This window comes from Streptomyces sp. DSM 40868 (assembly GCF_011820545.1).
Lineage (GTDB): Bacteria > Actinomycetota > Actinomycetes > Streptomycetales > Streptomycetaceae > Streptomyces > Streptomyces eurythermus.
Map to the genome: position 1 here is coordinate 6,560,438 of NZ_CP050504.1, position 12,181 is coordinate 6,572,618.

Here is a 12,181-nt window from a genome sequence, read left to right on the forward strand (position 1 = left end):
TGACCGACGCACACCCGCCTGCCCGCACCCCCCGGCGGACCCGGCGCACGAGACACCGGCTGACCGTCGGCCTGTCCGCCGCCGCGCTGGCCGCCACCGCGCTCGCCGGACTGCCGGGGACCGCGCACGCGGCGACCGCGCGGCAGGTGGAACGCCTGGACCGGGGTCTGACCAGCGTCCACACCAGCGGCGGCAACCTGGTGTCCTGGCGCTGGCTCGCCACCGACCCGAACGACGTGGCGTTCAACGTCTACCGCGGCAGTACCAAGCTCAACTCCTCGCCCGTGACCGCCTCCACGAACTACTTCGACTCCGGCGCCCCCGACTCGGCCGACTACACCGTCCGCGCGGTGGTGGGCGGCACCGAGCAGCCCGCCTCCGAGCACGCCCTCCAGTTCCGGCCCGGCTATCTCGACGTACCGATCTCCCCGCCGGCCGGCGGCACCACCCCGGACGGGGTGGCGTACACCTACGAGGCCAACGACGCGAGCACCGGCGACCTCGACGGGGACGGCCGGCTCGACCTGGTCCTGAAGTGGCAGCCGACCAACGCCAAGGACAACTCCCAGTCCGGCTACACCGGCAACACCTACGTCGACGGCATACGGCTCGACGGCACCCGCCTGTGGCGTGTCGACCTGGGCCGCAACATCCGCTCCGGCGCCCACTACACCCAGTTCCAGGTGTACGACTACGACGGCGACGGCAAGGCCGAGGTGGCGATGAAGACCGCCGACGGCACCCGGGACGGCACCGGCGCGGTCATCGGCGACGCCTCCGCGGACCACCGCAACTCCAGCGGCTACATCCTGTCCGGCCCCGAGTACCTGACCATGTTCAACGGGCAGACCGGCAAGGCGATGCAGACCGTCGACTACGTCCCCGCCCGCGGCACGGTCTCCTCCTGGGGCGACTCCTACGGCAACCGCGTCGACCGCTTCCTCGCCGGCACCGCCTACCTGGACGGCGCCCGCCCCTCCCTGATCATGGCGCGCGGCTACTACACCCGTACCGTCATCGCCGCCTGGGACTGGCGCGACGGCCGGTTCACCCGCCGCTGGACCTTCGACACCAACTCCTCCACCAACTCCGGCAGGGGATACGACGGTCAGGGCAACCACGCCCTGTCCGTCGCCGACGTGGACGCCGACGGCAAGGACGAGATCGTCTACGGCGCGATGACCGTGGACGACAACGGCGCCGGCCTGTGGACCACCCGGATGGGCCACGGCGACGCGGCCCACCTCGGCGACCTGGACCCCGCCCGGCCGGGCCTGGAGTACTTCAAGGTCGACGAGGAGTCGGGCAAGCCGGGCTCCTGGATGGCCGACGCCCGCACCGGGCAGATCCTGTGGCAGACGGCCTCCGGCTCCGACAACGGCCGGGGTGTCGCCGGTGACGTCTACGCCGGCAGCCCGGGCGCCGAGGCGTGGTCGGCCTCCGACACCACCCTGCGTTCGGCGACCGGCGCCTCCCTCGGCCGCGAACCCTCCAGCGTCAACTTCCTGTCCTGGTGGGACGGCGACACCGTCCGCGAACTCCTCGACGGCACCCACATCGACAAGTACGGCACCTCGGGCGACACCCGGCTGCTGACCGGCTCCGGGGTCTCCTCCAACAACGGCACCAAGTCCACGCCCGCGCTGTCCGGGGACATCCTCGGCGACTGGCGCGAGGAGGTCGTCTGGCGGACCGCCGACAACCGCGCCCTGCGGATCTACTCGACGCCGCACCAGACCGGCACCAGGATCACCACGCTCCTCCACGACACCCAGTACCGCACGGCCCTGTCCTGGCAGAACACCGCGTACAACCAGCCGCCGCACCCCAGCTTCTTCCTCGGCGCCAACATGCCCACCGCACCGCGCCCCAGCGTCTACACGCCCTGAACGGCGGGCAGGCAGCGGCGCACGGGGGCCGGGCCGCCGCGCAGGCCGACGTGGGAGAAGAGCAGCTCCCGGCCGTCGACGGCCACCTCGTGCGGTACGCCGACGAAGCCGACGTCGCCGCCGGGGCGGGCCGAGCGCAGGGCCTGCCGCGTGGCCTCGGCGGTGCCGACGCACTCCAGCACCGAGTCGGCGCCGATCCCGCCGGTCATCTCCTTGACGCGGGCGACACCCTCCTCGCCCCCCTCGGTGACGATGTCGGTGGCGCCGAACTCCCGGGCGAGCCGCTGCCGGGGCTCGTGGCGGCTCATGGCGGTGATCCGCTCCGCGCCCAGCTCCCCGGTGGCGATGACCCCGCACAGGCCGACGGCGCCGTCACCGACCACCACGGCGGTGCGCCCGGGCCGGACGGCGTCCGCGCGGTCGATCCTGCGGAACGAGCCGGCGTGGGGGACCAGTCGTAAGCCGTCATTCAGCCGGGGAGCCGGCGGCCGCACGGACCTCTAATCAGGCAACTCCGCGAGCCGGCGCTGAGCTTCGGACCACCACAGCCCCTCACCGCCGCGCGTCACGGACTCCTCGTCCGCCCCGGCCACTTCCTTCAGGTAGTCCAGCCGCGCCTGCGCCAGGCTCAGCCACCCGTTGGGACCACCCCGGACGATGTGCGCGTCCGAGTCGTCCTGCCCGTCGTCCTCCCAGCCGCACTCCGGACAGATCTCGAAGTCGGCCCGCTCCTCCAGGGTCCGCTGGAAGCAGCAGGGACAGGCGACAAGGCCTCTCGCGGCGTCGCCGGAGGGACCGGAGGGCGGATCCACGGGGCTCATGGCCGACATCGTTCCGTTCCCGGCGACCGTTCCGCAAGGGCCTGCGCGAGAGGCCACTTGTGCGGGGAAAACGCAACTTCGACAGGGTCCGCACAGGCGGCTACCTTCGGCTGGTCTTCGGCGGTTTCCACGGTCGCGCAGGGGGTTTCCCCGGGCCGAGCCGTCCGCCGGACCGGGTCCGCATCAGGCACCCCCAGCCAGGGAGAGACGCATGCCCCACCTTGCTCTGTACACATTCGGCGCCCTGAAGTCACCGCTCGCCGATCCCGCGCCCGCCACGCAGGAGTTCTACGCCATCGGTGCGGCCGTCTACCCGGAGATCGGCCGGCGGCCCGGATACCTCGCGCACGCCGAAGCGGCGGACGGAGCCCGGGGTGAGTTCTTCGAGGCGGACTGGGGTGCGTGGGGGGAGTTCGCCGTACCGGCCTGGTACGACAAGGGCCGTACGGCCGAGACCACCGCCCTGGCCACGACCCTCTCCCTGTGGACCGGCCTGCGCCCCGCCTTCGACGCCGTCTACACCGGCCTGCACCGCGAGGCGCTGAACAGGCGCCACGACTGGTTCGAGAGGTCGGCGCACCCCAACTACGTGTTCTGGTGGGTCTCCGACGGCGTGATACCCACCTGGCAGGACGGCGTCGCCCGCCTGGAACACCTCCACGAGCACGGCTCCGCGCCCCACGCCTTCACTTTCCGCCACTCGTTCACCCCGGACGGAACTCCGGCCGTGACGTCGTAGTCGTTGCGAACATCAGCAGCAAGCAGACCGGGAACAGCAGGTCGACATGGCGGTCGTGGACCTGCGCGTTGCGAACCAAGGTGGGTGATCGCATGGGCACATTCGAGGCGCACGGTGGCGTCAAGAAGGATTTCGACTTCAACGTCGGTCTGGCGGAGGGCGATTGGGACGCCAAGCGGTTCGGTGACCGGCTGTGGGCTGATGTCGCACGAATCCTGGAGGTGTCCTTCGAGGACAGTCCCGGTGAACCAGGGGATGCCGGGAGTCACCGGTATTGGTTCGAGAATGACTCGATCAGCGTTTCCTTGTATGTCGACGACGGAGAGCCGGGCTGGGTGTTCGAGAAGGTTCCGGCGATGCTGACCGCCCGTTCTCGGTCCGAGTCCGTCGAAACCTGGCAGCTGGCGGAGAAACTCTACGACCGCCTCGTTGCGATCGGAAGCTATCTGGTGGTGGTGTTCGCCGACGACGGAATGCCGATCGACGCGAATTTCGACATCGGCGACGACTGGTGAAACCAGAGGCGCGCACGGCGGACGGAAACGCCGGTGGCCGCCCGCCGTGACGGCCGCGGAAGCCGCAGGAGCCGCAGGGCTTGCCGGCGATGACCTGGCCGGGTCTGCGGGGAAGTCCCACTGATGTCGCAGCCTCCCTGTCCGACCCGTCTTATCGAAGGTCGGACAGGGTGCGGCAGACTCGGCGGATCACATGTTGATCATGTGGCCGGCCAGGCCGTGGACGGCCTCCTTGACCGCTTCGCCGAGCGTCGGGTGCGCATGCACGTTGCGGGCGATCTCGTGGACCGTCAGGTCCCACTGCTGGGCCAGGGTCAGCTCCGGGAGCAGTTCGGTGACCTCGGGGCCGATGAGGTGGGCGCCGAGCAGCTCACCGTGCGTGCCATCGCTGATGATCTTGACGAAGCCGACGGGGTGGCCCAGGCCGTGCGCCTTGCCGTTGGCGGTGAAGGGGAACTTGGCCACCTGGACGTCGAAGCCCCGCTCACGGGCCTGCGCCTCCGTCCAGCCGAAGCTGGCCACCTGGGGCTGGCAGTAGGTCGCCCGCGGAATCATGGTGTAGTCCAGCTCCATGGTCTCCGCGTCCGCGATGGTCTCCGCGGCCACCACGCCCATGGACTCGGCGGCGTGCGCCAGCATCAGCTTGGCGGTGACGTCACCGATGGCGAAGATGTGCGGCACGCTGGTCCGGCACCGGCCGTCGACGTCGATGGCACCGCGCTCGGTGAGGCGTACCCCGGTGTTCTCCAGGCCGTACCCCCGCACGTTCGGTGCGAAGCCGATGGCCTGGAGCACCTTGTCGGTCTCCAGGGTGCGGCGCTCGCCGTTCTTGTCGACGGTCACCCGGACCCGCGGCCCCGAGTCGTCGATGCTCTCCACGGCCGTGCCGGTCAGCACCTCGATGCCGAGCTTGCGGTAGTGCTTCGCCAGCTCCTTGGAGATCTCCTCGTCCTCCAGCGGGACCATGCGGTCGAGGAACTCCACGATGGTGACGTCCACGCCGTAGCTGCGCAGCACATAGGCGAATTCCACCCCGATGGCACCGGCGCCCGCGATGACGATGCTGTCCGGCAGCGTCTCGCTGAGGATCTGGCTCTCGTAGGTGACCACACGGTCCGACAGGGAGGTGCCGGGCAGCAGCCGGGGCGTGGCGCCCGCGGCGATGATGCAGTGGCCGAACGTCACGGCCTCCGTGCGCCCGTCCGGGTAGGTCACCGTCAGGCTGTGGTCGTCGGTGAAGACGCCCCGCCCCTCGAACTGGGTGATGGCGTTCTTCTTCATCAGATAGTGGACGCCCTTGACCCGGCCGTCGGCGACCTTGCGGCTGCGCTCGTGGGCGACCCGGTAGTCCGCGGACACCTGGTCGCCCACGGAGATCCCGTACGCCTTGGCCTCGTTCGTGACGAACTGCACCATCTCGGCGTTGCGCAGGAGTGCCTTGGAGGGGATGCAGCCGACGTTGAGGCAGACACCTCCCCAGTAGCGCTCCTCCACCACGGCGGTGGACAGGCCGAGTTGCGCGCTGCGGACCGCCGCGGTGTAGCCGCCCGGGCCCGCTCCTAGAACAACGACATCGAAATGTTGGCTCACAAGAAGTCGATCCTCGTCCGGCCGCGGCTTCCCGCGCAACCCTTTCAGGTGCCGGGTGATCCCGGAGGCACGCCCCCGGGACCGCTCCCGGTCAGTTCCCGACCACGGGATCCGTACGGCCCTCGAAGGCGGCCAGGATCCGCTCCGCCGCCAGCGTCGCCGTCAACTCGCCCTCCCGCACGCGCCGTTCCAGGTCCGGGGCGGCCGCGCGGACCGCCGGATCGGCGTGCAGCCGGCCCAGCAGCTCGTCCCGGACCATCGTCCACACCCAGCCGACCTGCTGGTCCCGGCGCCTGGCCGCCAGCCGCCCGGTGCTCTCCAGCAGCCGGCGGTGCTGCTCCAGCCGCTCCCACACCGTGTCCAGACCGGTCGACTCCCGTGCGCTGCAATGCAGTACGGGCGGCGTCCAGAAGGCGTCCTTGCCGTGCATCAGCCGCAGCGCGCCCGCGAGTTCGCGGGCCGCGGCCCGCGCGTCGCGCTCGTGCGGGCCGTCCGCCTTGTTCACGGCGATCACGTCGGCCAGCTCCAAGACGCCCTTCTTGATGCCCTGCAGCTGATCGCCGGTGCGGGCCAGCGTGAGCAGCAGGAAGGAGTCGACCATGTCGGCGACCGCCGTCTCCGACTGGCCCACCCCGACGGTCTCCACCAGGATCACGTCGTAGCCGGCCGCCTCCATCACCACCATCGACTCCCGGGTGGCCTTGGCGACCCCGCCCAGCGTGCCCGCGCTGGGGGAGGGCCGCACGAAGGCCGCCGGGTCGACGGCCAGGCGCTCCATCCGGGTCTTGTCGCCCAGGATGGAGCCGCCGGTGCGGGTCGAGGACGGGTCGACGGCGAGCACCGCCACCCGGTGGCCCAGCGAGGTCAGCATCGTGCCGAACGCGTCGATGAACGTCGACTTGCCGACACCGGGCACCCCGCTGATGCCGATCCGTCGCGCCCGGCCGCTGTGCGGCAGCAGCTCGGTGAGCAACTGCTGTGCCAGCGCCCGGTGTTGTGGCCGGGTGGACTCGACGAGCGTGATGGCGCGGGCGACCAGGGCCCGCTTGCCGTCGAGCACACCCTTCACATACGTGTCGAGATCGATCGCTGCCATCGCCGCTACAGCTCGTGACCGAGGTCGGCCGCCAGCCGCTCGACCAGGTCGTGGGCCGCGTCCGGGATCACCGTCCCGGGCAGGAACACCTCCGCCGCACCCATCTCCCGCAGGGTCGGCACGTCCTGCGGCGGGATCACCCCACCGACCACGATCATGATGTCCTCGCGGCCCTCCTCGGCGAGCTTCTCGCGCAGCGCCGGCACCAGCGTGAGGTGCCCGGCGGCCAGCGAGGACACCCCGACCACGTGCACATCCGCCTCGACCGCCTGCCGGGCGACCTCCTCCGGCGTCTGGAACAGCGGGCCGACGTCCACGTCGAAACCGAGGTCGGCGAAGGCCGTCGCGATCACCTTCTGGCCGCGGTCGTGGCCGTCCTGGCCCATCTTCGCGACCAGGATGCGCGGCCGGCGCCCCTCGGCCTCCTCGAACGCCTCCACCAGGGCCCGGGTACGGTCCACCGACGCCGACTGTCCTGCCTCGTTGCGGTACACACCGGAGATCGTACGGATCTGCCCGGCGTGCCGCCCGTACACCTTCTCCAGGGCGTCGGAGATCTCGCCGACCGTCGCCTTGGCGCGGGCCGCGCGCACCGCCAGCTCCAGCAGGTTGTCGGTGCCGTCGGCCGCCCGGGTCAGCGCGTCCAGCGCGTCCCGGCAGGCGGTCTCGTCCCGCTCCGCGCGCAGCCGCCGCAGCTTCTCGATCTGCTGGGCGCGCACGGAGGAGTTGTCGACCTTGAGCACCTCGATCTGCTCGTCGCTGTCCACCCGGTACTTGTTCACGCCGATCACCGGCTGGCGCCCGGAGTCGATCCGGGCCTGGGTGCGGGCCGCCGCCTCCTCCACGCGCAGCTTGGGAATGCCGGCGTCGATGGCCTGCGCCATGCCGCCCGCCCGCTCGACCTCCTGGATGTGCGCCCACGCCTTGCGCGCCAGGTCGTACGTCAGCCGCTCCACGTACGCGCTGCCGCCCCACGGGTCGATGACCCGGGTGGTGCCCGACTCCTGCTGGATGAGCAACTGGGTGTTGCGGGCGATGCGCGCCGAGAAGTCGGTGGGCAGCGCCAGCGCCTCGTCGAGCGCGTTGGTGTGCAGCGACTGGGTGTGGCCCTGGGTGGCCGCCATCGCCTCCACACAGGTGCGGGTGACGTTGTTGAACACGTCCTGCGCGGTCAGCGACCAGCCCGAGGTCTGCGAATGCGTGCGCAGCGACAGGGACTTGGGGTTCTGCGGGTCGAACTGCCGGACCAGCTTCGCCCACAGCAGCCGGGCCGCCCGCAGCTTGGCGACCTCCATGAAGAAGTTCATGCCGATCGCCCAGAAGAACGACAGCCGGGGCGCGAACGCGTCCACGTCCAGGCCCGCCTCACGGCCCGCCCGGATGTACTCCACACCGTCCGCGAGGGTGTACGCCAGCTCCAGGTCGGCCGTCGCGCCCGCCTCCTGGATGTGGTAGCCGGAGATGGAGATGGAGTTGTAGCGGGGCATCTTCCGCGAGGTGTACGCGAAGATGTCGGAGATGATCCGCATCGACGGCTTCGGCGGATAGATGTAGGTGTTGCGGACCATGAACTCCTTCAGAATGTCGTTCTGAATGGTCCCGGCCAGCTTCTCGGGCGGTACGCCCTGCTCCTCCGCCGCCACGATGTACAGCGCCAGCACCGGCAGCACCGCGCCGTTCATCGTCATCGACACGGTCATCCGGTCCAGCGGAATCCCGTCGAACAACTGCCGCATGTCGTAGATCGAGTCGATGGCCACGCCCGCCATGCCGACGTCACCCGTCACCCGCGGGTGGTCGCTGTCGTACCCCCGGTGCGTGGGCAGGTCGAAGGCGACCGACAGGCCCTTCTGACCGGCGGCCAGATTGCGCCGGTAGAACGCGTTGGACTCCTCGGCGGTGGAGAAGCCCGCGTACTGCCGGATCGTCCAGGGCTGGTTGACGTACATCGTCGGGTACGGGCCGCGCAGATACGGCGCGATGCCCGGGAAGGTGCCCAGGAAGTCCAGGCCCTCCAGGTCACGTCCGGTGTACAGCGGCTTGACCCCGATGCCCTCCGGGGTCTCCCACACCGGCTCCGCGTCCCCGGCGGACCGCCGCAGCGCCGCGCGCCACTCGTCCTCGGTGCCGCCCGTGACCGGGGTGCCCAGCTCGATGCCGGAGAAGTCGGGGATTCCCATCAGGACACTCCCATGCGGTCGAGGGTCGCGGACAGCACATCCACGGCGTCGCAGCCCGCGAAGACGTACGAGTCGATGCCGGGGTACTCGCCCCGGCCCGCCAGGAACACATGCCGGGCCCCGGCCGCGCGCAGCGACTCGGCCACCTGCCCGGCCTGTTCGGCGTAGAGCGCGTCGCTGGAGCACACCACGGCCTCGGTGGCGCCGCTGTCGGCGAACTCCCCCTCGGTGACCGGCTCGATGCCGCCGGCCTGGAAGAGGTTGGCGGCGAAGGACGCGCGCGCGGTGTACTCCGCCGGGGAGCCGATCGTGGCCAGGTAGATCCGGGGCCGGGCACCGGTCCGTGCCAGATGGGCGTCGGAGCGGGCGCGCAGCTCCTCGTACGCCTCGTCCCGGCGCACCCGGGGCAGACCGCCCGAGGGCGGCTCGGGCGCGGGCGGCCGCTCCACCGGCTTCTCGGAAAGCAGCGGGAACTCGCTGACCCCGGTGATGGGTTCACGCCGCCTGGCGAGCCGCTTGGAGCGCTCCGCCCAGGTCGTGGCGAGATCGGTGCGCAGCCGGCCGGAGCGCAGCACGGCCGCCTGGCCGCCGTCGCGCTCGACGGACCGGAAGAAGGACCAGGCGGCCTCGGCCAGATCGTCGGTCAGCCGCTCCACGTACCAGGAGCCGCCCGCCGGGTCCACGACCCGGGCCAGATGGGACTCCTCGATCAGGATGGAGGAGGTGTTGCGGGCGATCCGCCGGGCGAACGCGTCGGGCAGCCCCAGCGCGTGGTCGAACGGCAGTACCGTCACCGCGTCCGCGCCGCCCACCCCGGCGGCCAGCGCCGCGACCGTGGTGCGCAGCATGTTCACCCACGGGTCGCGGCGGGTCATCATCACCGGCGACGTCACCACGTGCTGCGTCTGCGCGCCCGCCGCCGGCGCCCCGCACACCTCGGCGACCCGCGCCCACAGCCGGCGCGCCGCGCGCAGCTTGGCGATGGTCAGGAACTGGTCGGCGGTCGCCGAGTAACGGAACTCCAGCTGTCCTAGGGCCTGTTCGACGCCGAGCCCGGCCTCGGTCAGCTCCCGCAGATAGGCCACGCCGGTGGCCAGCGAGGCGCCCAGCTCCTGCGCGGCCGAGCCGCCCGCCTCGTGGTACGGCAGCGCGTCCACGGTCAGCGCGCGCAGCCCCGGGTACCCCTCGGCGCAGCGCACGGCCAGTTCCGCGTACGGCGCGAAGGCCAGCGCGGTGCCGGTACGGGCCTCGTACCCGAGCGGGTCGCCGCCCAGGTTGCCGCGCACCGCCCCGGCGTCCACGCCCTTGTCCGCGTACAGCCTGAGCAGGGCCTCGGCGGCCCGCACGGTGTCACGGCCGGCGTCCAGCACGACGGGGGCCAGGTCCAGATACACCCCGTCCAGCGCGCGGGCCAGCTCCGGGACCGGGATACCGCCCTCGCCCAGCACCAGCCAGAGCGAGGTGCCGCCGTTCTCCAGGTCGGCGAGCACCGCGTCCGCCGGGCCGTCGCCGAGCGCCGTGTGCCGCTGGCGCACGTCCCAGCCGCCCGGGCCGGTGCCCTCCGGGCGGCTGCCCCGCACGAACGGGGCGAAACCCGGCAGGCCGGGGTCGGGCGCGCCGTCGCGCGCGGTGTACAGGGGCCGGGTGCGCAGCCCGTCTTCCAGCGTCGTGGACAGGGCGTCCTCCGCTGCCTCGCCGGACAATTCCCTGCCTGACCTGCGCAGTACGCCCTCCACCAGGCGTTGCCACTGCTCGTGTGTCGCGTCAGGGAACTCGGCGGCCAGTGAGAGCCCGTCGTCAGGCAGGACCGTCATGGCTCGGATGCTAGGGCAGGGCGCTCGAACGGGGGCGCGGCACAGCCTGTGAGGTTTCTCTTCTTGCGCTTGTGATCCGTGCCATCCCCGGGGGCGCGGGGGGTGGCCGCCGAGGGGCCCTTCGTGTCGGTGTTGGGCCGAACGGGTGACTTGGCGTAAGAATTGGCTGGTGCAATTGGTCGCGAGTCAGGTCAGGGGGAGCCGGTGAGCCGTTACGACGTCACCGATGAACAGTGGGAAGGGCTCGCCCAGGTCGTGCCGCTGCGGGGCCGGGACTCCTGGCCGTCGGCGGTGAACCACCGCTCGCTGCCCGACGCCGAGACCGAGACCCGGCGCCGGTTCGTGGTCCTGCGCGTCAACGTCTTCGCGGACGCCCGGGAAGTGGCCGAGACCCTGATGGCGGGGGTACCGGTGCTGCTCGACCTGTCCGGCGCGGAGGGGGACGTGGCGAAGCGCGTCCTCGACTTCAGCACCGGCGTCGTCTTCGGCCTGGGCAGCGGGATGCACCGCGTCGACCGCAACGTCTTCCTCCTCACCCCGCCCGGCACGGAGGTCAGCGGCCTGATGGAGGGGGCGGGACTGGCGGGCACGTGACGGCGGGGCCGGCTGCCGGGGGTCTTGGTCCGCTGGTGGAGGGCGTACTCGTGCGCCGGGGGTTCGCCGAGTGCCTGCTGCCCTGGTGCGGCCTCTCGGCGAGACCGCCCCGTCTCGGGCATCGGCCCAGGCGCCACCGCGTGTTGCGTGGGCCGATCGGGCCGGAGCCGCGCTGAAGGAGTGGAACGGCTACGCGCCGACCCCCCCGGTGAGGAGCGGGAACCCGACAGCGAGCCGGACCGCCGCCTGGGTCCAGGCGGCCGCCCGGTGAGCGACGCCCCGCGCATCGTCCTGGACGAGACCGCGATGACCGCGGCCGGCCAGGGCCCGGGCCCGGCGGAGCAGCTGGCCGTGCTGCCGGGTATCACAGTGCCGCTCTGGCGGTGGCCCGGCACGAGACCTGGCGGGACAAGGGCGCGGACCCGGCCCGGACCGCGGCACCGGGGCGCCGCCCTCGCGGTCATCGTCACCAACGGACGCGCCACCGCCCCCGCCGACGAGCGTCCGGCCGAGGTCCGTGGGGCGTTCATCGCCCTTCGGCGACGGCAACCGCAAGCGCATCGGGGAACACTTCGGCACCGTCGAGGCGCTGCTCGCGCTCGGCACACTGTGCGCCCGCCGGCGGTTGCGCCCCGTTCCCGGAGCCGAGGTCCGTCCCCGCCCGGAGAAGACCCTCGGCACCGGCCCGCTGCCCATGCTCGCGCACCTCCGCGCGCCTGGCTGAGACGTCCGGGCGGAACAGCCGGCACCGCACCGACCCACGTGGCCGGGCGGGCCGGAGACCGCGGCGTGCCCCTGATCACGTCGGAGCGCAGGCGCGCATTCAGCGAGATGGGGCCCGCCCTCCCGGCGGACCGGAACGCGTTGTGAGCGTCAAGCTGAGGTTCGTGGGAGTCCTTCGATCGGGGGCTTGGCACGGCGGGAAAACGGTTCGGCGGGGGAA

General features: G+C 71.8%; 10 protein-coding genes and 1 pseudogene. 5 read left to right on the top strand and 6 right to left on the bottom strand.

Annotated features, from left to right (window positions below):
- Window positions 1-59: 59 nt before the first annotated feature.
- Window positions 60-1,889, top strand: a complete 1,830-nt coding sequence (locus HB370_RS29890) for a rhamnogalacturonan lyase (RefSeq protein WP_280117796.1) — start codon at window positions 60-62, stop codon at window positions 1,887-1,889.
- Window positions 1,890-1,894: 5 nt separating this feature from the next.
- Here the strand turns inward: HB370_RS29890 and HB370_RS29895 are convergent.
- Both HB370_RS29895 and HB370_RS29900 read right to left on the bottom strand, forming a co-directional pair.
- Window positions 1,895-2,308: pseudogene (locus tag HB370_RS29895) on the bottom strand (zinc-binding dehydrogenase); the annotation flags it as partial.
- Window positions 2,309-2,389: 81 nt separating this feature from the next.
- On the bottom strand, window positions 2,390-2,710 hold the full coding sequence (locus HB370_RS29900; RefSeq protein WP_030777464.1) for a CPCC family cysteine-rich protein: 321 nt from the start codon (window positions 2,708-2,710) through the stop codon (window positions 2,390-2,392).
- A 211-nt stretch (window positions 2,711-2,921) separates the two neighbouring features.
- Between HB370_RS29900 and HB370_RS29905 the strand changes: the two genes are divergently transcribed.
- Window positions 2,922-3,449: a DUF3291 domain-containing protein gene (locus HB370_RS29905; RefSeq protein ID WP_030777467.1), complete on the top strand. Its 528-nt coding sequence runs from the start codon at window positions 2,922-2,924 to the stop codon at window positions 3,447-3,449.
- Between the two features lie 92 nt (window positions 3,450-3,541).
- Window positions 3,542-3,964, top strand: coding sequence for a hypothetical protein (locus tag HB370_RS29910; RefSeq protein WP_030777469.1), 423 nt, complete (start codon window positions 3,542-3,544; stop codon window positions 3,962-3,964).
- A gap of 189 nt (window positions 3,965-4,153) precedes the next feature.
- Here the strand turns inward: HB370_RS29910 and lpdA are convergent, their stop codons facing one another.
- The 4 genes from lpdA to HB370_RS29930 form a co-directional block, all read right to left on the bottom strand.
- Complete coding sequence (gene lpdA, locus HB370_RS29915; protein WP_030777472.1) at window positions 4,154-5,554, bottom strand: dihydrolipoyl dehydrogenase; 1,401 nt, start codon at window positions 5,552-5,554, stop codon at window positions 4,154-4,156.
- A 91-nt stretch (window positions 5,555-5,645) separates the two neighbouring features.
- Window positions 5,646-6,650 (bottom strand): methylmalonyl Co-A mutase-associated GTPase MeaB, encoded by a 1,005-nt coding sequence (meaB, locus tag HB370_RS29920; RefSeq protein ID WP_030777474.1) that lies wholly within the window; start codon window positions 6,648-6,650, stop codon window positions 5,646-5,648.
- Window positions 6,651-6,655: 5 nt separating this feature from the next.
- Window positions 6,656-8,830, bottom strand: a complete 2,175-nt coding sequence (scpA, locus tag HB370_RS29925) for a methylmalonyl-CoA mutase (protein ID WP_030777475.1) — start codon at window positions 8,828-8,830, stop codon at window positions 6,656-6,658.
- Entirely contained in the window at window positions 8,830-10,644 is a 1,815-nt protein-coding gene (locus tag HB370_RS29930; protein WP_030777478.1) for a methylmalonyl-CoA mutase family protein, read from the bottom strand. Before HB370_RS29930 ends, scpA begins: the two co-directional genes overlap by 1 nt.
- 204 nt (window positions 10,645-10,848) lie before the next feature.
- Here HB370_RS29930 and HB370_RS29935 point away from each other — a divergent pair, with 204 nt between their 5' ends.
- Complete coding sequence (locus tag HB370_RS29935; protein WP_030606675.1) at window positions 10,849-11,238, top strand: cell division protein SepF; 390 nt, start codon at window positions 10,849-10,851, stop codon at window positions 11,236-11,238.
- Between the two features lie 517 nt (window positions 11,239-11,755).
- On the top strand, window positions 11,756-11,962 hold the full coding sequence (locus HB370_RS29940; RefSeq protein ID WP_030777481.1) for a cytochrome P450: 207 nt from the start codon (window positions 11,756-11,758) through the stop codon (window positions 11,960-11,962).
- Window positions 11,963-12,181: the final 219 nt, after the last annotated feature.